22 protein-coding genes and 1 tRNA gene are annotated in these 18,653 nt (G+C 63.1%); 14 read left to right on the forward strand and 9 right to left on the reverse strand.

Going from position 1 to position 18,653, the window contains the following annotated elements:
* Positions 1 to 77: 77 nt before the first annotated feature.
* Positions 78 to 1,103: an RluA family pseudouridine synthase gene (locus P9A16_RS02025; RefSeq protein ID WP_023514494.1), complete on the reverse strand. Its 1,026-nt coding sequence runs from the start codon at positions 1,101 to 1,103 to the stop codon at positions 78 to 80.
* 35 nt (positions 1,104 to 1,138) lie between these two features.
* On the opposite strand from P9A16_RS02025, the gene P9A16_RS02030 reads away from it, so the two are divergent.
* Complete coding sequence (locus P9A16_RS02030; protein ID WP_023514493.1) at positions 1,139 to 1,531, forward strand: hypothetical protein; 393 nt, start codon at positions 1,139 to 1,141, stop codon at positions 1,529 to 1,531.
* A gap of 6 nt (positions 1,532 to 1,537) precedes the next feature.
* Complete coding sequence (locus P9A16_RS02035) at positions 1,538 to 2,368, forward strand: TrmH family RNA methyltransferase (RefSeq protein WP_023514492.1); 831 nt, start codon at positions 1,538 to 1,540, stop codon at positions 2,366 to 2,368.
* A 37-nt stretch (positions 2,369 to 2,405) separates the two neighbouring features.
* On the opposite strand, the gene P9A16_RS02040 is transcribed toward P9A16_RS02035, so the two are convergent.
* The 3 genes from P9A16_RS02040 to P9A16_RS02050 form a co-directional block, all read right to left on the reverse strand.
* Positions 2,406 to 2,789 (reverse strand): hypothetical protein, encoded by a 384-nt coding sequence (locus P9A16_RS02040; protein WP_278025515.1) that lies wholly within the window; start codon positions 2,787 to 2,789, stop codon positions 2,406 to 2,408.
* Positions 2,790 to 2,814: 25 nt separating this feature from the next.
* Positions 2,815 to 3,963 carry a hypothetical protein gene (locus P9A16_RS02045; RefSeq protein ID WP_023514490.1) on the reverse strand — a complete coding sequence of 383 codons (1,149 nt, stop codon included), beginning with the start codon at positions 3,961 to 3,963 and terminating at the stop codon, positions 2,815 to 2,817.
* 137 nt (positions 3,964 to 4,100) lie between these two features.
* Positions 4,101 to 4,655 carry a DUF1134 domain-containing protein gene (locus tag P9A16_RS02050; protein ID WP_037407931.1) on the reverse strand — a complete coding sequence of 185 codons (555 nt, stop codon included), beginning with the start codon at positions 4,653 to 4,655 and terminating at the stop codon, positions 4,101 to 4,103.
* A gap of 243 nt (positions 4,656 to 4,898) precedes the next feature.
* Here P9A16_RS02050 and chpT point away from each other — a divergent pair, with 243 nt between their 5' ends.
* Positions 4,899 to 5,552, forward strand: a complete 654-nt coding sequence (gene chpT / locus P9A16_RS02055; protein ID WP_023514488.1) for a histidine phosphotransferase ChpT — start codon at positions 4,899 to 4,901, stop codon at positions 5,550 to 5,552.
* 115 nt (positions 5,553 to 5,667) lie between these two features.
* Positions 5,668 to 6,030: a response regulator gene (locus P9A16_RS02060; RefSeq protein ID WP_024270821.1), complete on the forward strand. Its 363-nt coding sequence runs from the start codon at positions 5,668 to 5,670 to the stop codon at positions 6,028 to 6,030.
* Between the two features lie 156 nt (positions 6,031 to 6,186).
* On the opposite strand, the gene ctrA is transcribed toward P9A16_RS02060, so the two are convergent.
* Entirely contained in the window at positions 6,187 to 6,885 is a 699-nt protein-coding gene (ctrA, locus tag P9A16_RS02065) for a response regulator transcription factor CtrA (RefSeq protein ID WP_024270822.1), read from the reverse strand.
* Between the two features lie 527 nt (positions 6,886 to 7,412).
* Between ctrA and P9A16_RS02070 the strand changes: the two genes are divergently transcribed.
* Positions 7,413 to 7,763, forward strand: a complete 351-nt coding sequence (locus P9A16_RS02070) for a hypothetical protein (RefSeq protein WP_024270823.1) — start codon at positions 7,413 to 7,415, stop codon at positions 7,761 to 7,763.
* Positions 7,764 to 7,841: 78 nt separating this feature from the next.
* On the opposite strand, the gene P9A16_RS02075 is transcribed toward P9A16_RS02070, so the two are convergent.
* Positions 7,842 to 8,123, reverse strand: coding sequence for a GNAT family N-acetyltransferase (locus P9A16_RS02075; RefSeq protein ID WP_023515013.1), 282 nt, complete (start codon positions 8,121 to 8,123; stop codon positions 7,842 to 7,844).
* A gap of 107 nt (positions 8,124 to 8,230) precedes the next feature.
* Here P9A16_RS02075 and P9A16_RS02080 point away from each other — a divergent pair, with 107 nt between their 5' ends.
* Positions 8,231 to 8,725, forward strand: a complete 495-nt coding sequence (locus tag P9A16_RS02080; protein ID WP_051758716.1) for a paraquat-inducible protein A — start codon at positions 8,231 to 8,233, stop codon at positions 8,723 to 8,725.
* Between the two features lie 65 nt (positions 8,726 to 8,790).
* Here P9A16_RS02080 and sciP read toward each other — a convergent pair whose 3' ends face one another.
* Positions 8,791 to 9,066: a CtrA inhibitor SciP gene (gene sciP, locus P9A16_RS02085; protein ID WP_023515011.1), complete on the reverse strand. Its 276-nt coding sequence runs from the start codon at positions 9,064 to 9,066 to the stop codon at positions 8,791 to 8,793.
* A gap of 434 nt (positions 9,067 to 9,500) precedes the next feature.
* Here sciP and P9A16_RS02090 point away from each other — a divergent pair, with 434 nt between their 5' ends.
* From P9A16_RS02090 to P9A16_RS02115, 6 genes are all read left to right on the forward strand, one after another.
* Entirely contained in the window at positions 9,501 to 10,250 is a 750-nt protein-coding gene (locus tag P9A16_RS02090) for a helix-turn-helix transcriptional regulator (protein WP_024270825.1), read from the forward strand.
* A 225-nt stretch (positions 10,251 to 10,475) separates the two neighbouring features.
* Positions 10,476 to 11,672 carry a tRNA 2-thiouridine(34) synthase MnmA gene (mnmA, locus tag P9A16_RS02095; protein WP_023514316.1) on the forward strand — a complete coding sequence of 399 codons (1,197 nt, stop codon included), beginning with the start codon at positions 10,476 to 10,478 and terminating at the stop codon, positions 11,670 to 11,672.
* Between the two features lie 132 nt (positions 11,673 to 11,804).
* Positions 11,805 to 11,881 (forward strand) — tRNA-Met (locus P9A16_RS02100).
* Positions 11,882 to 11,985: 104 nt separating this feature from the next.
* The gene (locus P9A16_RS02105) at positions 11,986 to 13,395 is read left to right on the forward strand and encodes an adenylate/guanylate cyclase domain-containing protein (RefSeq protein ID WP_024270826.1); all 1,410 of its coding nucleotides are present in this window, start codon (positions 11,986 to 11,988) and stop codon (positions 13,393 to 13,395) included.
* Positions 13,396 to 13,541: 146 nt separating this feature from the next.
* On the forward strand, positions 13,542 to 14,186 hold the full coding sequence (locus tag P9A16_RS02110) for a thermonuclease family protein (protein WP_023514550.1): 645 nt from the start codon (positions 13,542 to 13,544) through the stop codon (positions 14,184 to 14,186).
* A gap of 109 nt (positions 14,187 to 14,295) precedes the next feature.
* Positions 14,296 to 14,457, forward strand: coding sequence for a hypothetical protein (locus P9A16_RS02115; RefSeq protein ID WP_023514549.1), 162 nt, complete (start codon positions 14,296 to 14,298; stop codon positions 14,455 to 14,457).
* A gap of 63 nt (positions 14,458 to 14,520) precedes the next feature.
* On the opposite strand, the gene P9A16_RS02120 is transcribed toward P9A16_RS02115, so the two are convergent.
* Entirely contained in the window at positions 14,521 to 15,360 is an 840-nt protein-coding gene (locus P9A16_RS02120; RefSeq protein WP_023514548.1) for a fumarylacetoacetate hydrolase family protein, read from the reverse strand.
* A 113-nt stretch (positions 15,361 to 15,473) separates the two neighbouring features.
* Between P9A16_RS02120 and P9A16_RS02125 the strand changes: the two genes are divergently transcribed.
* A complete protein-coding gene (locus P9A16_RS02125; RefSeq protein ID WP_023514547.1) occupies positions 15,474 to 16,148 on the forward strand; it encodes a GntR family transcriptional regulator in 675 nt (224 codons plus the stop codon).
* Between the two features lie 106 nt (positions 16,149 to 16,254).
* Here P9A16_RS02125 and P9A16_RS02130 read toward each other — a convergent pair whose 3' ends face one another.
* Positions 16,255 to 17,679, reverse strand: coding sequence for an efflux transporter outer membrane subunit (locus P9A16_RS02130; protein ID WP_023514546.1), 1,425 nt, complete (start codon positions 17,677 to 17,679; stop codon positions 16,255 to 16,257).
* A 659-nt stretch (positions 17,680 to 18,338) separates the two neighbouring features.
* On the opposite strand from P9A16_RS02130, the gene P9A16_RS02135 reads away from it, so the two are divergent.
* Positions 18,339 to 18,557, forward strand: coding sequence for a hypothetical protein (locus P9A16_RS02135; RefSeq protein WP_024270827.1), 219 nt, complete (start codon positions 18,339 to 18,341; stop codon positions 18,555 to 18,557).
* Positions 18,558 to 18,653 lie beyond the last annotated feature (96 nt).

The raw sequence follows: 18,653 nt of genomic DNA on the forward strand, positions 1-18,653 counted from the left end.
GCGGAGGGGCGGGACAGATTGTACGACACAGCCTCAAAATGGGGTCCCGCGCCTGAGAATCAAGGCCTGGCAGGCATTCAGATCGTCCGCAGCGCTTCGAGCAGCAGCTCCAGGTCTTCCGGCGGAGGGGCTTCGAAATGCATGGTCTCGCCCGTCGCGGGATGCTCGAACTGCAGCAGGAAGGCATGCAGTGCCTGGCGGTGGAAGGCGTTCACGACCTGGCGCGCGTCGTCCGGCAGCCGGTTGGCCTTGGTCTTGAACGCGCCGCCATATTCCGGGTCGCCGATCAGGGGATGGCCGATATGGGCCATGTGCACGCGGATCTGGTGCGTACGGCCGGTTTCGAGATGGCACTCGACGAGAGAGGCAAGACTGGTGCCGTCCTCGGTCTCGCCGTAGCGCTCCACCACTTCGTAGTGGGTGATCGCCTCGCGGGCATCGTCGGCGCCCTCGCGCTTCACCGCGCGTTTCGTGCGGTCGGCGCCGCGGCCGAGCGGGGCGTCGATCGTGCCCTTGAGCTGGCGGGGGCGGCCCCAGACGACGGCCTGGTAGGCGCGCTCCAGCGGACCGGTGCGGCCGTGGTCGGCGAACTGGTCGGAGAGGTGGCGGTGCGCGGCGTCGTTCTTGGCGGCGACCATGACCCCGCTGGTCTCCTTGTCGAGCCGGTGCACGATGCCTGGGCGCCGCACGCCGCCGATGCCGGAAAGGCTCGCTCCACAGTGATGGATGAGCGCATTGACCAGCGTGCCGGTCCAGTTGCCGGCGCCAGGATGGACGACGAGGCCGGCGGGTTTGCAGATGACGATCAGGTCGTCGTCCTCGTAGAGCACGTCGAGCGGGATATCCTCGGCCTTCGGCTCGGGATCGCGCGGCTCCGGCAGAGCGATCTCGACGCGATCGCCGGGATGGATCTTGCGCTTCGGTTCCCCGATGGCCGCTCCGTTGACGAGCACGGCGCCTTCCTCGATCAGCGCCTTGATGCGGCTGCGCGAGAAATCGCCGGCAAGCGTTGCGGCGAGCCAGGCGTCGATACGCCCTTCGGCCTCTTCCGGTACCGTCAGGACTTTTCTTGTGGCGTCGGCTTCTTTAAAGGGGTCGGTCATCGTTCACTACACTTATTGCCGGAAGGGCGCCTGCCATGTCCAACATCGAAAACAACGATCAGGAAGACAAGCCGCTCGACCCTGTCATGGAAAACGTTCGTCGCAAGATGATGCGCCTGCAGCTGGTCTCGGGCGGCATCATGCTTTTGATGTTCATGGCGGTGCTTGCGGCCATTGTCTATAAGATCAACACGCGGGATGGCAAGCCGGAAGCTGTGGCCTCGTCCGGTGAGGCCCTCGCCGTGCCGAGTGATGCGCCGCTCAAGGCGACCGCGACGCTGCCCGATGGTTTCGCCGTCTCTGCAGTCTCCAATTCTGGCGGGCAGATTCTGTTCTATGGCGTGATGGCCGACGGTGCGCGCAAGGCGTTCCTGTTCGACATCGCGGCCGGGCGCATCGTCGCCGAGGTCGCGGTCGCTGGCAACTGATCCGGCATGGCGGCGCAACCGGTTCGGATCGACGATCCTGCCGATCCGCGCATTGCGGGGTTCGTGTCGATCCGTGAGCGTGACCTGACGGGCCGGGACGGCCTGTTCGTCGCCGAAGGCACGGTGGTGCTGCGCATGCTCGGAGCGCCCACGGCCCGCGAGAACGGTTTTGCCGCCGAGGCTATCCTGCTGCTCGAAAACCGCCTCGCGGGTGTTGCGGATGTGCTGGCTTCCTTCCCGGAGACGGTGCCGGTTTATATTGCCTCGTCCGCGGTCTTCGATGCGGTCGCCGGCTTCAACATGCACCGCGGCGTGCTGGCGCTCGGCAGCAAGCCGCCGGTGGAACAGGGGGCCACGCTTCTGGGCCGTCTGCCGGAAACGAGCCTTGTTCTCGCAGGATGCGGCCTCTCGAACCACGACAATGTCGGCTCGATCTTCCGCAATGCCGCGGCCTTCGGCGCGGATGCGGTGTTCCTTGATGAGACGTCCTGCGATCCGCTCTACCGCAAGGCGATCCGTGTCTCCGTCGGCTCGGTGCTGAGCGTGCCGTTTTCCCGTGGCCTCGGGGCCGAAGCCATGCTTGGCGGCCTTGCGCAAGCAGGGTTCGAGATCTGGGGGCTTTCACCACGTGGTGCGGTGCCGGTGGCGGACATCCCGGCGGCGCGACGCATCGCGCTCGTACTCGGCACGGAAGGCGAGGGGCTGCCTGACAGCATTCTCTCTTCCTTCCGGACGGCGCGCATTCCGCAGCGACCTGGGCTCGACAGCCTCAACGTCGCGACGGCGAGCGGCATCGCGCTCTACCAGATCGCCCTTGCCATGGAACGTGTCGCCTAGACGCTCCTGGTCCGGCCCTTGTTCCGCACGATACCTATCAGCAGCGCACGCCATCCCACAGTTCGTTCGGCGTGCCGCTCTGGTCCTGCCAGGTGCCGGTGAAGCCGCTGAAATCCGGCTGGAAGGTGATGGAAAGCTTGCCGTTGCCATACATGTCCTGCCAGTCGAGCGTGCGGGCAAGGCCGTTGCCGGGCGGGCTCTCGGCCAGCGTTCCCGGGGTTCGACCGTCGCCGTCGGCGAATTCATAGGTGCCGCTCAGCCGACCGTCGCCGGCAAGCTTCAGCACCGTGACCGCCTCGACGAGAACACCGTTGCTCCAAAGCCGACCACAATAGCGTCCGTCGATACCGGCTGCTTGCTTGGGCGAGGGAGCTGTCGCGCCGGTCACGCCGATGATCAGGGCCAGGATGGCAGTCTTCATTCCACACTCCCGCGCCGCAGTGGCGCTATGCCTCGTCGCGGTTGATCTGCCCGCGCACACGCTGGGCGAGGCTGCGCTCGTCGCCGTCGAGAGCGGGGTCGATCGTGGCGATGAGATCGTGCACCGGTGAGCCGGCCCCCTCCCGGGTGGCCGTCAGCACGATCATCTTACTGGCAAGGTCGGCCATCTCCTCGCGCAGGGCCGCGTCGTTTTCGCCGGTCTTCGCCGCCATCAGCCGTTCGGAAAGAGCCGTTCCCTGATTGCGTACGTCCTCTTCCAGTGCCGCAATGTCGATCGGTGGCGGGGCCACCTTGTCGCTGCGGCGCGGGGCGAGCCGGCTCGCGGCAATAGTGCGGGCAAGCCCGGTGGAGCGCACGGCCTTCACGGCTTCCTTGTTTTCCGTTGTCAACGTCTTCACCTTGTCGCGCAGGCGGCTGATTTCCGCGATGCGCCGTTCGATCGCATTGTCCTTGTCGGCGCTGCCGGCAAGCTCGCGCGTCAGCCGTGTTTCGAGCTGGCGCACGCGGCCTTCCTCGCGCGACAGGCGCACTTCCAGTGCCTTGGCACTCTGGCTCGCCGTCTTGATATCCTCGCGCAGCTTGTCGCGCTCGTCCTTGAGATTGCCGATACGGCTTTTCAGGTTCTCCATCGTCGTGTCGCGGGTCGCAAGATCGATCTTCATCGTGTCGAGATCGGCTTCGAGATGGTTGATGCGGCTGTGCAGCGTCTCGATGTCGGCGACCTTGCCGCGGATTTCGCGGTCGGCCGTCGCGAGCGCCGACTTCAGCTGTTCGGTCTTCATTTCCTCGCGCCGCAGCGCCGAGCGCATGTCGCCGGCCTCGATGTTCATGTCGGCGATCTGGGCATGCAGCTCGGCGTTTTCCGTGCCGATCGCCGCGGCCTGGGCCAGCAGCTTCTCGCTGCGCACCATTTCCAGCGTGTGCTTTTCGCGCTCGCGGCGCACCCCTTCCGACAGACGGGCGTTTTCCGCGGCATAGGCGGCGCGGGCCATGTCCTTCTGTGCGCGCACTTCCTGCGGGCTCAGCGGCATGGTGGCGCGCATGCGGTCCTCGGTGAATTTGACGATGCGCTTCTGGATGGCCGGCGCGACGAGCAGGCCGGTCAGCGTGGCGGCGAGAAAGCCGAGCGCGAAGAGAAGGGCATACTCGATCACGGGTCCACTCGTTTCAAAACTGGCCCAAAACGGGTTCGAACGAGCCCACTATAGCGGCTCGCTCGACCTTGCGGGAGGGGCTTTCCCTCAGAAATCAACTCTCGGTTAACCTGACGGACGAGGGGGCCGTTTCATTCTCAGAAGGGATTCCAGGTCGGCTCGCGGGTCAGCTTGAGATAGCCGGCATTTATGCCGAGGCGGGCGCCGACGCCGGTGCGGATCGGCACGAGCACGACGTCTCGGTTGACATTGACCTGCATGCCGACGCCAGCGATCACATAGGCCGAGCCGGAGACGCCGCCGTAGCGCTCGTAGAGCGAGTTAACGTCGGGCAGATTGTAGACGAGCATCATCGTCCGGCTGCCCTGGCCGCCCCAGTCGAGGCCGAGCGAGGGACCCTGCCAGAAGACCGGATGCTGGCCGGCATTCTTGGTGTTGAGCGTGCCCTCTCCATAGGTGAGGCCCGCGACGAAGGCGCCGGAGCCTTCCTGCCCAAGGATGTAGCCGTTCGGCAGGCCGTGAGCCTCGAAGGCGCGCTCGACCACCTTGGCAAGGCCGCCCGAGGTCGAGCCGAAGAAGCCGTGGCCGGCATCGACGATTTCCTGCATGGAATATTGGCCGTTCTGCTGCGCCTGCGCCGGCAGAACCGTGAGAAGCGCCAGGATCGTTGCTGTTGCGATCCTGCACGCCATCCTGACCAGATTTGAAACACCCATGTCCCGTTCGCCTTTCTTCATGTACCGGCCCCGTTCCATGCTGCAATTTGATCCGATCGTCTTAACAATCGGTTTACCAAATGTGGTGTCATTATGGCTGTCTTCAAATCGGGCACGCCTCGCGCAATTCCGGCGTGCTATGCGTCGCGCAGGATGCCCGCGAATGTGCCCATGCTAGGGCCGTCCGCGTGAAGTGATGCGTGGATCTGGGAGAAATTTATGGCGAAAAATCCGAACCTTACGCTGACCGGTCCCGACCTGGCAGCGCTTCTGTGCAGCCGTGTCTGCCATGACGTCATCTCGCCTGTCGGCGCGATCAACAACGGGCTGGAACTGCTCGACGAGGGCGGCGCCGATGCCGATGCGATGGATCTCATCCGCACCAGCGCGCTCAATGCCTCGGTCCGGCTGAAGTTCGCGCGGCTCGCTTTCGGCGCCTCCGGCTCGGTCGGCGCCTCCATCGACACGGGCGAGGCGGAAAAGGCCGCGCGTGATTTCGCTGCCGCCGAAAAGAAGACCGAGATCACCTGGACCGGACCGCGCGCCATCGTTGCGAAGAACCGGGTCAAGCTGCTGCTCAATCTGTTCCTCGTGGCCTACGGTGCCATTCCGCGCGGCGGCTCGATCGACGTGACGCTCGACAATCCGGAGTTCGACGCGACCTTCAAGCTCGCGGCCCGGGGCCGCATGCTGCGCGTGCCGCCGAAGTTCATGGAAATCCTCTCCGGCACGCCGGAAGAGGCCGTCGATGCCCATTCCATCCAGCCTTATTACACGGTGCTGCTTGCCGACGAGGCAGGTATGGAGCTCGACGTCGCCGTCAGCCCGGAAGAGATCGTCTTTTCGGCACGGGTCGTTCCGGCCTCGGAATAATCGATGGCGGCCATGGTTCGTTAACCATGGCCGCTAACGCTTTGTTTGCCAGTCGCCGGTAGAGTTGCATCCTGTATTGTTCCCGTCCAACGGGCGGGAGACCTAGGAGCAGCGAATGCAGCGGTTGATGATCGCCGATGGTTCCGACGTCGTCCGGAAGGTCGGCAAGCGTATTCTCTCCGGCTTCGATTTCCTCGTTCTGGAAGCATCGAGCTCGCTGGAAGCCCTCGTGCGCTGCGAGGCGGAACTGCCCAATATCCTCATTGTCGATTCGACGATGGACGGGGCTCTCGAACTCATCGGCAATATCCGCAACCTGCCGCAGGGCAAGTCGGTGCGCATCTATTACTGCGTCGTCGAGGCCGATCTCAAGAAGATGATGATGGGCAAGCGCGCCGGTGCGGACGACTTCCTGCTCAAGCCTTTCGACCGCAAGATCCTGACGCAGGTATTCGGCAGCCTCTCGGCCGCCGCCTGAAACGCCCCACCATCTGGTTGATTTTTGTGGACGCGGCCGCTCGCCAGGAGCCGGCCGCGTTTTTGTCTGAGCTTTGCAAGGTAAAAACTTTCGCGCAAAAGGAAAACCCGCCGGCAAGCGGCGGGTCGAAATCTCGAGCGGTGAGGGGAGAGCCGATCAGGCGCTTTCGGCGAAGTCGCCATCGGGCTCGCGCAGCACATAGCCGCGGCCCCAGACCGTCTCGATATAGTTCGCGCCGCCGGCGGCGTTGGCCAGCTTCTTGCGCAGCTTGCAGATGAAGACGTCGATGATCTTCAGTTCCGGCTCGTCCATGCCGCCATAGAGGTGGTTCAGGAACATTTCCTTGGTGAGCGTCGTGCCCTTGCGCAGCGAGAGCAGCTCGAGCATCTGGTATTCCTTGCCCGTCAGGTGGACGCGCTGGCCACCGACCTCGACCGTCTTGGCGTCGAGATTGACGATAAGCTCGCCGGTCGAGATGACCGATTGGGCATGGCCCTTGGAACGACGCACGATGGCGTGGATACGGGCGACGAGTTCGTCCTTGTGGAACGGCTTCGTCATGTAATCGTCGGCGCCGAAGCCGAGGCCGCGCACCTTGTCCTCGATGCCGGCCATGCCGGAGAGGATGAGGATCGGCGTCTTGACCTTGGACAGGCGCAGCGTGCGCAGAACCTCGTAACCCGACATGTCGGGCAGGTTCAGATCGAGCAGGATGATGTCGTAATCATACAACTTGCCCAGATCGACACCTTCCTCGCCGAGGTCGGTGGTATACACATTAAAACTTTCGGACTTCAGCATCAGCTCGATGCTCTGCGCCGTCGCGCTGTCGTCCTCAATGAGTAGAACCCGCATATCTGTCCCCTTTTCCGCCGCTCAAGGTACCTGGCCCCCTACGCGATACGGATCCAGTCGTTGCCTGATTTGGAGGCTGCCACGAATTGGTTAACAAATCCTGATTCCCTTTGGCAAGGTGTATCGATCTGTTAATTATTTTAGGCAGCTCCCTGATTTCATGGATGAATCAGAAATGTGTCTCTTAAACTGTCTCTTTAAGAACCACGGTTAACCGACTCTTTCGACTCATCAATGTGGCGAACCCGTTTTTTAGCGAACCGCATTTACTGAGCCTTAAATCATCGGACCTATGATTAACGATGCCCGTAAACGAAAGGTTACCAGCGGTAGGGTTTTATTAATATCGCTGAATTTTTTTTAAGACCCGGTGCGTTTTTCCGGGTTTCGGGCGGAGTGCCGGTCTCCGGCGTGCGGTTAAAAGCCGTGCTTCGGGCACTGATTTGGAATGCCGGGTGAACGGGTGTCGCGTTTTGGCGGCCGTTCGCTCCAATGCCGGGGTCTCGCTATCCACGGGAGTATTGCGTATGAAGTCGCGTGAGAGCCTAGTTCGCCTGAAGGAATTTCAGGTGAAAGAGAAGAGACGGCAACTGGCCCAGCTTCAGTTGATGATGTCCGAATTCGAACGGATGTCGAAGGAACTGGAAAGCCAGATCGCCATCGAAGAAAAGAAATCCGGGATCAACGATCCCAACCACTTCGCTTACCCCACCTTCGCCAAGGCGGCGCGCCAGCGTTCCGACAACCTCCAGGTCTCGATCCGGGAACTGAAGGTGCAGCAGGATGCGGCCGAACTGGCGCTGGAAGAGGCGGAGGCGGAGTTCGCCAAGGCTTCGGCGCTCGAAGAGCGCGACAACGCGGTCCGGCTACGCGCCTGACCCGGTCCGGTTTTGAAGAACCCTCGCGAGCGGCCGCAAGACCGCTCACGAGGGCTCTTCGCGTTGTTTAAGGTTCCGTCACAGATTGACGACGTCGTGCCATTCCTTGTGGCGCATGGCCTGGGCGCGGAAGAAGGGGCAGAGCGGCATGATCTTCCAGCCGCCCTTGCGCGCCTCTTCCACGGCATGGGCCGCCAGGGCCTGACCGACCCCCTTGCCGCGCAGCGCATCCGGTACGCCGGTGTGGTCGACGATGACGAGCTGCGGCGAGGCGCGTGAATAGGTCACCTCCGCCTCATGGCCCTCGACGGTGGTCGAGTAGCGGCCTTTCGAGCCGGTTTCCGCGTTCCTGATGTCCATGGTGCTCCTCGCTCCTGTTGTCTGGTGCCATCCTTTCCTGTCTGGCGCCCTCCCGCAAGCGCACGGGATGTGAACAGAGCGTGCTGCGTCCGCGCCACCGCGGTGCTATGCAGGGGCATCGAAACCAGCGTTGGCCTGCCATGATCCTCGTCGTTCCCGTCCTTCTCGTGCTCTCTGCGCTGTTCCTCGCCTTCGGTCTCGTCCTGCCGCTCGTGCGTTTTGAGAAACTCTACTTCTTTGACGAGACCCCCTCGCTGATCGATATCGTCGTCTCGCTCTGGGCGCAGGAGAGCGGAGGCCTTGCGGTGCTCGTCGCGCTTTTCTCCATTGTTTTCCCGGTGGTCAAACTTTTTGCGATCGCGCTGGAGGCGACCGCGCCGGCGCCGGCCACGGGCAAGGCGAGCTGGCTTACCCGGCTGCTGCCGATCCTCGGCAAATGGTCGATGATGGATGTGATGCTGGTCGCGCTGGTCATCGTCGCGGCGAAGACGAGCGGCATGGCCTCGGCCTTCACTCAGCCGGGTCTCTGGTTCTACGCCGCCTCGGCGATCATGACCGGCCTACTGCAGATGAAGCTGCAGCCGCATGGAGCGCGGCCCTGACCGGAAACGAAACTACGGCCGCGCAGGGCGCAGCCGTAGAGGGTCTTGATCAAAAATGAAACGGTCTAGTGGCGGTACTGCTGGATGCGCGTGGTGCGCAGGCCGGCCAGGCCGTGATCGTTGATGGAGGACTGCCAGGAAAGAAATTCTTCGACGGTCAGCGTATAGCGCTCACAGGCTTCTTCGAGGCTCAAAAGCCCGCCACGTACGGCGGCGACGACTTCTGCCTTCCGGCGAATCACCCAGCGCCGCGTATTGGCCGGCGGCAGATCGGCGATCGTCAGGGGGCTGCCATCGGGGCCGATGACGTATTTAACGCGGGGTCGTATCAGATCGGTCATTGGACTCTCTACATAAACTCAAGACCATATGCCGGGACTGTAGCCCGCCACATTTAAGATTTGCCTAAGCGCATGCTAACAATTTTCTAATCTTTTGAGCGGCTTCGCCTGTTGTATTCCGGGCGTTAAGTACTGACTTCCCTTACGTTCACCGAGCCGGGCCTGCGCGGCATCCGCATGGGAGCCATGCAAATATTTCATTTCCCTTTTATTCAAACACTGCTAATACGCCCCCAAATTTAAGGGCGGCGTCGATGGATGCCACCGGAAGCCCTAGGCTGCATCATCATGAATTCCCTCCGCAAGCTGTTCCCCCCGGGATATGGCTTCCGCGGCGTTTTTCGTCGCCGCTTTTCTGAAGGGGTGCGCCTGAAGTTTTCCGAACCGAGAATGCACACGCTCCCGGCGTTCGCGCCGGCTGTTGGAAACGGAAAATGAAAGACCCAGACAACATGCTCCTGCAGCAGGGCTGGTCGCCTGAATTCTTGTCCACGGCCAATCTCGAATCCGTGCAGACCGAATATGAGGTGCTGCACCTCATGCGCCAGTGCGCCAACCATTTCGGCTTCAGTCATTTCCTGGTGTCGCGCTTTCCTGCCAACGAGCAGCAGCGCTTTGCCGAACGGCTGCTTGTCAGCAACTGGCCGGCCGATCTCGTGCGCAAATACGATGCGATGAACCTCTTCCATCTGAGCCGGCTGGCGATCGAGACGGGCATGACGAAGTTGCCCGTGCAGGGCGACAGCTCGCTGCTCGCCCCATCGGACTGGGAGAACGGCCAGGTGGGTGAGGCGATCGCGCTGGCCGAAAGCCACGGTCTTGCCGCCTCGACAGCCTTTCTCCTGCATTCCACGACATCCGACCCCTATCTGATGGCCTTTTCGGGCACGCAGGTCCCGCTCGCCCGCCGGGCGTTGACCGACCTGCATTTCGCCGCCCTCCAGCTTTTCGAATGCCTTGAAAAGACCTTCGTGGCGGCAACGGCGAGTCGGGAGAAGCTGTCGAGCCGCGAGGTCGAGTGCCTGCGCTGGGCGGCCGCCGGCAAGAGCAGCGACGAGATTGCGATCATCCTCGGCATCTCGGCCTATACGGTGAGCAGCTACTTCAAGAGCGCGACGCGCAAGCTCAAGGCGGTCAACCGCATGCAGGCGATCGCCATCGCCCTGCGCCTGCGCCTCATCTGATATCCTGCGCATACGCGCCTGCCGGCGGGTCGGAAAGGCAGGGCCGGTGTGCGGCCGGGACGACGAGGTTTCCGGCCTTCTCTTGCCCTCGGTGCGGCAAGTTTCTATATGTCGCCCGAAAGACGCCGCGCCGGTCGCGGGGCGTCGCCCTTGCGTCAAGCAAACCCCAGTGAAAGGTGACCTGCGGCAAGCCTCCTGGCGCTGCAGTACCGGAACGGACCTCGCGTGAACAGTCTCGATTTCGATCGCAAGCCGGAAGATACCCGTGTCGTCGTCGCCATGTCGGGCGGCGTGGACAGCTCCGTCGTGGCCGGCATCCTGAAACGTGAAGGCTATGACGTGCTCGGCATCACGCTGCAGCTCTACGATCACGGTGCCGCCGTGCACCGCGCGGGCTCCTGCTGCGCGGGTCAGGACATCGACGATGCGCGCCGTGTCTGCGAAACGCTCGGCATTCCGCACTACGTGCTCGATTATGAAAAGCGCTTCCGCGAGACGGTGATCAATCCGTTTGCTGAAAGCTATATTGCCGGTGAAACGCCGATCCCCTGCGTCGCCTGCAACCAGACCGTCAAGTTCGCCGATCTCCTCATCACCGCCAAGGAACTTGGCGCCGATGCGCTCGCGACCGGCCATTACATCCGCTCCCGGCCGAACCCGACGCCTGACGCGCCGCAGCGCCGTGCGCTCTATCGCCCGGTCGACGCCGAGCGCGACCAGAGCTACTTCCTGTTTGCCACGACCCAGGAGCAGATCGACTATCTGCGCTTTCCGCTTGGCCATCTCTCGAAGGCCGAAACGCGGGCGCTTGCCGAGGAGATGGGCCTCGTCGTCGCCAAGAAGGCCGACAGTCAGGACATCTGTTTCGTGCCGCAGGGCAAGTATTCCGACATCGTCAACAAGCTGAAGCCCAATGCGGCGCTTGCCGGCGATATCGTGCATATCGACGGCCGCGTGCTCGGCCGCCACGACGGCATCCTGCACTATACGATCGGCCAGCGGCGCGGCATCGGCATCGCAACGGGCGAGCCGCTCTATGTCGTCTATCTCGACGCGCGCTCGCGACGTGTCATCGTGGGGCCGAAGGAAGCGCTGGAAACGCGCCGGCTTTATCTGCGCGACATCAACTGGATCGGCGACAGCGACGTGGAAGCCGTGGCGGCTGCCGGCTTCGATTGTTATGCCAAGGTGCGCTCGACGCGCCCGCCGCGTCCTGCCCGCCTTCTGTCTGGCCCCGGTGGCCTTTATGTGGAGCTTGCCGAAGGGGAACCGGGCGTGGCGCCCGGCCAGGCCTGCGCGCTCTATTCCGGCGAAGGCGAGGATGCCCGTATCCACGGCGGCGGTTTCATCCTGCGCTCCGAGCGGGAGCCGGCGGCCGAAGACGCACTCCGGCGCATTCTGTCCACCCCGGCCGCGGCCTGAACCCCCGCATTTGCCAAGGCCTTCGTGAACAAAGTGATTTTTGTGCGAACGTCGCTTGACACCCGCGGGAACAGCGCCTTATAAGCCGCGCACCGGACGGAAACAGACATCGTTCTGTTCCTCTTTTCGGGCGGCGGAGTAGCTCAGTAGGTTAGAGCAGAGGAATCATAATCCTTGTGTCGGGGGTTCGAATCCCTCCTCCGCTACCAGCCGGTTTTCCAGAAAAACTTCCTGTAGTCCACATGGCGACAAACGCCATGGCCTTTGCTTTGCGACACCTGTCTCTCGTGATGATTTGGGTGTAGAATGGGGCATGAGTGAAGCCCGGACTTTATTCGAAGTTCTGCGCCAGTCGGTGACGCCTGGGGTTGTCGATGCACTCGAACGGCTGGTTCGGGATGCGCCGGATCGCAAGCTTTGCCGTGTCAATGCGCTCGCCTTTGCCTCAGCCGAGGGGCTTGGCGAGGAAGAGGTGATTGCGGGTTTCATGCAGGCCACCCGGCTCGGTATCTTCGATCTTTTCTGGAATGTCCTGTGCCCGGGATGCGGCGGGGTACTCGATGCCGGCACGTCGCTGAAGAGCGTGCAGAGCACGGAATACACCTGTGCGCTCTGCGCCGCCGGGTACGAGCCGACGCTCGACGAGATGGTCGAGGTGACGTTCACGGTCAGTCCTCGCGTGCGCCATATCGCCGCCCACAATCCGCATGAACTGCCGCCGGGGGAATATTTTCGGCAGGTCTATTGGGGCTCGGGGCTCGACCTGCCGGACGAGGGCTACGACGAGAAGGTCGATGAATTCGTACTCGAGGCGTTGGAATTGCCGCCCGGCGAGAAGGCGGTCATCTCGCTGCAGCTGCCGGCGGAGTTCGTCATCGTCTTCGAGCCCGTGACGCATGCGGCGCAATTCCTCGACGTCCGCGGGGAACCAACGCGGGAGCGGCGCAACCTGACCCTGGTCTTCGATCGCACACATCGCCACAACGAGACACTGGTGCTGCAACCGGGGCCCTTGCGCATCCAGATGGAGAACCATGTCGATGTGCGCACACTGCCGTCTGTCTGCGTCGCCAATGAGGCGCTGCATACCTTGCTCGGCCAGCGCCGTCCCTTCCTCACAGCCAAGCGCTTGCTCTCCAACCAGACGTTTCGCGACCTCTACCGCACCGATACGCTGGACATCGACCAGCGGCTGAAGATCACCAGTCTCACCTTTCTGTTCACCGACCTGCGCGGCTCGACGGAACTCTATGAGCGGGTCGGCGATCTCGCGGCCTTTGATCTCGTGAGGACGCATTTCAAGGTTCTCAGCGAGATCGTCGCTGCCGAGGCCGGTGCGGTAGTCAAGACCATCGGCGATGCCGTCATGGCGACCTTTCCGACGCCGGACCGGGCGGTGGCGGCGGCCATGCGCATCCGCGATGCCATGCGTGCCCTGAACGATGCGCGCGGCAGCGAGGACCTGCTGCTGAAGATCGGCATTCACGAAGGGCCATGCATTGCGGTCAATCTCAACGAGCGGCAGGACTATTTCGGCCAGACGGTCAACATCGCCTCGCGTGTCCAGCATCTTGCCACCTCGCTGGAAATCTTCGCCACCGGCTCGGTGCTGCGGGACGCCCGCGCCTCCAGCCTGCTGTCGGATCGCGGCGTGAGCCCTGTCGCACACAACGTCACCCTGCGGGGCATTGCCAGCGAGATCAGCATCTTTGCCATTCCCTGATGCCGGCGCCTCGTCGCCAGCCGTATTTCTGACCCCCGCGTCCATACGACCCGGTAAGCTCCAACGAGCCGAAAGGCGTTGGCCGGTGCAGTCTGGTAACCATATCTTCAAGAGATCGTCGCACTGTCTCGCGCAGGAGACAGGTGATGGCGAAGACGGCGGGCAGGCGGAAGAAACGGGCGGGAACCAAGCGGGCGGCACCGGCGCGGCGCGGCGGCGGCATGGCGCATTGGTATTTGCTGGGCGCGGCGGTGGTCGGCGGCATTCTCTATATGGACAACCGCCTGCCGGGCCCCGAAACGCAGGCGACAGGGATCAAGACAGCCTCTGTCGAGCGCAAGCAAAAGGTGGTCGAGCGCGAGGCTGTGCTGGCGCGCCCGAAGCAGCGGCCGGTCGAAAAGGCCGTGGAGCAGGCCCTGCCGATGCCGGAGAAACTGCCGGCCTTTTCGGGCAAATGGTTCATCTGCACGACGCAGACGGATTACTGCGTGCTCGATGGTAACACGATCCTCTATGCCGGCCGCAAGGTGCGGCTCGCCGATGTCGATACGCCGGCGATCGCGGGCGCGCGCTGCGATGCGGAGCGCCTGCGTGGGGGGGATGCGAAGCTTCGCTTGCGCGAAATCCTCAACGAGGGGGACGTCACGCTGGTGGCGAAAGGCGGGGCGTCCGGAAAGGTCGGCGCAGCGCCACATCTCGTGCTGCGGGGCGGCCAGTCGGTCGGCCAGCGGCTGGTCGGGGAGGGGCTGGCGAGGCCATGGACGGGCAGGCACCAATCCTGGTGCGGTTGACGGATTCGTCCTTGCGCAACCTGTACCTTTCCGGCACAAGCCAGACGCAAGCCTGCGTCCCTATGCTTTCCGTTAACCGGGATGGTGCCGGCTGGAAAGGGACAATGACATGTCTAACGACCTTGAGCGCTACAGCGATCCGGACAATGCAACGGTCGCGCTCTTCCTCCTTGAAAATGATGTCGACGAGCTGACGGACATTCTCGTGGCCGCGCTGGATGAAGCTTTCCGCATTCTCGGGGATGAGGCCTCGCCTGCAACGGTGCACTGATCGCTGACACGAAAGAGGGGCCCTTGAGGCCCCTCTCGCTTTTTCAGCCATGCGATGAAGGGCTTATCCCGCAGCGACGACCTGACGCTGCACGCCGAGGCCGGCAATGGAGACTTCCATGCGGTCACCGGGCTTCAGGTAACGCGGCGGCTTCATGCCCATGCCGACGCCGGGCGGGGTGCCCGTGGTGATGACGTCGCCGGGTTCCAGCGCCATGAACTGCGAGATGTAGTGCACCAGGAAGGGCACCTTGAAGACCATGGTGCTCGAGGATCCGTTCTGGACGCGTTCGCCGTTGACGCTGAGCGTCATGGCGAGGTCGGCCGTATCCACTTCGTCCGTCGTGACCAGCCAGGGGCCGATCGGACCGAAGGTCGGGCAACCCTTGCCCTTGGTCCACTGGCCGCCGCGCTCGAGCTGGTAGGCGCGCTCGGAAATGTCGTTGCAGACGCAATAGCCGGCGACATAGTTGAGGGCATCGGCCTCCGAGACGTAGGAGGCACGCTCGCCGATGACGACGGCAAGCTCGACTTCCCAGTCGGTCTTTTCCGAACCGCGCGGGATGAGGATGGTGTCGTCAGGACCGACGACGCAGGAGGGGGCCTTGTTGAAGAGCACCGGCTCGCTCGGCACGGCCATGCCGCTCTCGGCTGCATGGTCCGCATAGTTGAGGCCGACGGCGATGAAGTTGCCGACGCGGCCCACGCAGGCGCCGAAGCGGCTGCCTTCCGGCGCGAGTGGCAGGCTCTTCGGATCGAGGGCGGCAAGGCGCTTCAGGCCTTCGCGACCAAGCACGTCGCCTGCAATATCCGGCACCACGCCGGAAAGGTCGCGGATCTTGCCGTCCGCGTCGATCAGTCCGGGCTTTTCCGCGCCCGCCGCGCCAAAGCGCACCAGTTTCATGAGAACCTCCGTTGGATGTCACCGATTTCGGTTGCGCGCACCATTCCCTTGGTTTTACATGAAGTCAACGATTTTCGAAAATCCTAAAGCTTTTATAAATTCGGCGGGATGAGATGGAGCAGAAGAAGGCAGGCGGGCGCACCCTGGCGGGCGATGCCTACGAGGCGATCCGGCAGGCGATCCGCACGGGCGCGTTCAAGCCCGGCGACCGGTTGCGCTTTGCCGATCTCCAGGCGCTGTGCGGCATGAGCGTGACGCCGGTGCGTGAGGCCCTGGCCCGGCTGACGGCGGAAGGGTTCACCGTGCTGGACGATCATCGCGGCTACAGCGTTGCGAGCCTCTCGCTGGCGGAGCTGCGCGACATCACGGCGACGCGGCAGCTTTGCGAGGGCGAGGCGCTCCGGCTTTCGGTGCTGCGGGGAGATGCCGACTGGGAGGGAAGGGTGATCGCGGCACACCATCTGATGGCACGCATTCCGCAGGCGCGCGAGGATATCCCCTCGGCGATGCGCGAGGACTGGGAGGCGCGCCATGCGGTCTTTCATGCCGCGCTCGTCTCGGCTTGCGGCTCCCCGAGCCTGCTGGAGATCTGCGACAAGCTGTTTTCACGCGCCGACCGGTATCGGCGGCTTTCCGTCAGTCTCGCCGGAGCCACGCGGGATGTGGCCGGGGAGCACCGGCGGCTGATGGAGCTTGCCCTTGCGCGGGACGCGGAAGGCGCCGCTGCGGCGCTGCGCGACCACTACGGCAGGACGGCCGCGGCACTGGAGGGCTTTTTCACGCCCTAACGTTGCTTCTGCGCTTTCCCGAAAAAAGAACGGGAGCGGCAAGCCTTCGCCTGCCGCTCCCGTTTTGTCCGACACCGGGTATGCTACCCGGAAGCGCTGTTTCCGCTTATTTGCTGGCGACGGTTGCCGAGCCGATTTCCGCACCGCCGCCGATTGCCACGTTGAGGGCGACGAAGTCGCGGGCAAGCTGGCGGATCGCGGAAGCGAGCTGCAGGCGGGCCGTTGCGACGTTGCGCTCGGCGTCGAGCACGTCGAGGATGGTGCTGGCGCCGCCGCGATAGCTTTCGCGGGCAAGATTCAGCGTCTGTTCGTAGGAGTTCACGACCTTGCGCTGGGCAGCGACGGTCTGGCCGTCGCGAATCAGCGCGGCCTGCGCGTTCTCGACCTCTTCCACGGCGTTCAGCACGGTGGATTTCCAGGTCAGATACTGCTGCTCGGCTTCCGAGCGGGCAATCTTGACACGCGCCTTCAGCGAGCCGCCGTTGAAGATCGGCAGCGTCAGCGTCGGGCCGAAGGACCAGCTCGTCAGGTTGCCGGTGGCGGCGCTGGTGAAGTTGCGCGTCGCACCGATCGAGCCGCCGAGCTCGATGCTCGGATAGAGGTCGGCTTCGGCCACGCCGATCTGCGCCGTTGCCGCCTCCAGGCGGCGCTCGGCCGCGCGGATATCCGGACGGTTGCGGATGAGGTCTGCCGGAATGCCTGTGCGCGTCGCATACCGCGGCATCGGCTGTGCCGAGCCCTTGATCAGGCTGGACGTGATCGTGCTGGCCGGCAGACCGAGCAGGGTCGCGATGTGGTTTGCCGACTGGTGGAAGCCGGTCTCAAGCCCGGGAAGCTCGGCCAGCGTCTGGTTGACGAGGCCTTCTGCCTGCAGCACGTCGAGGCTGGAGGCGGCACCCGCTTCCTTGATCTCGTTGGTCAGCTTCAGTGTCTCGCGACGCGATTCCAGGTTCTTGCGGCTGAGTGCCAGCGCTTCCTGGTAGTAACGCGCATTGACGTAGCTCGACACGAGATCCGAGAGGTAGGCGAGGCGCGCAACGTTGACGTCGTCATAGGCGGCGTCGAGCGAGGCGTTCGCGGCTTCCTTCGAACGGCGGTACTGGCCGAAGAAATCGAGCAGCCAGGAGGCGCTCGCCCCGGCGGTCAACGATTTCGAGGAGGATGAATAGCCGCCCGAGGTGCGGCGCAGGTAGTCGCCGTCCTGGCCGCTAGCCGATGCTTCCGCCGAAGCGCCGATGCTGGGAAGCGCGCCGGCACCGGCCACGACGACATTCGCCTCTGCCGCCGTGATGCGCTCGAGGGCCTGCAGCACGCTGAGGTTTTCGGCCATGCCCTGGTGGACGAGATCGTTGAGGCGCTTGTCGCGGAAGGATTCCCACCACGGATTGAGCGTCACGCTCTCGCCGCTCGTCGCCTTGCTTTCGGAAAACTTGGCCGGAAGGGCGGTCTCGGGCTTCTGGTAGTCGGGGCCGACGACGCAGCCTGACAGGAGAAGCATGCTCAACGGAAAAAGCGTTCTGGTGAAATTCATGGGCCTACCCTGCCAGCGGTCGTGGCGTACTTATTAACAGAACAAAATCGCGATTCATTCTTTATTCATGTTTGGCGGCAAGATCGAGCCTCCCCCTAAAAAAAGAATGGTCCCACAGCGTTTTTTCCCCGCTTCCTTCAAGGGGTGTGTCCGCAGGGCAACGGGAAGCTTTGCCCCCGGTTTTCGGTTTTGCCCGCCAGGCGCAAGCGCATGGTTGTGCCTGCGCGATCTGGTTGCGTCACGGCTTTTCCCCGGAATGTTCGTCTTCGCGACATATTTTCCTGAAAAATGCTGCGGACGCGAAGATTATTTTGCGATTCGAATTGTCACACAAATTCTGCAGTAATTTATTCCAAATTTTTGTGGATTCCATTGACAAGGAAAGGAGGGGCGCTTATGTGTTGGAGCATCGCATGAAGACCGCATGCGTTTTATTCCGGTCACCTCTGACGCGTCCATTTTAGAGCGTCAGCGCCAGCAAGAGGGAGTGTGTCATGTACGATATCAACTGCATCGCCTCCGTGCGTGTGGCGTACTCCTGTCGTGAAACGATTACAGGGAAAGCGCATACGGCACTCCGCCGAATGTGATCTGACTTCCCTCCTCGATTTTAGCGCAAGATTTGAATGAGCTGTGCCTTCGGCGCGGCAGGAGTTGTTATGCAAAAGCAGGTTATCGAAATCGGTGGTGAGGCCGTCGGTGTTGTCGTTCCCGATGAGGATCGGCTGAAATTCGTGGCCGTCAAATATTCCGTTTGGGATCTGGATTCCCAGCGTTTCTCCTCGGCTGACGAGGTGCGCGCGGCAATCCGTCGTCTTCTCAACGATCCGTCCGCTTCTACGCGGGCGATGTCGCCGGCCCGTATCGCGGCCGCCTGAACCCAATCCAGATGATCCGGTGTCCCTGGCACCGGGATCCACCGGCCCCGCCCGCCAGCGGGGCCGGTTTCGTTTTGTGGACAGTGCATTCACCGG

The organism is Shinella sp. 838 (assembly GCF_029623935.1).
Taxonomy (GTDB): domain Bacteria; phylum Pseudomonadota; class Alphaproteobacteria; order Rhizobiales; family Rhizobiaceae; genus Shinella.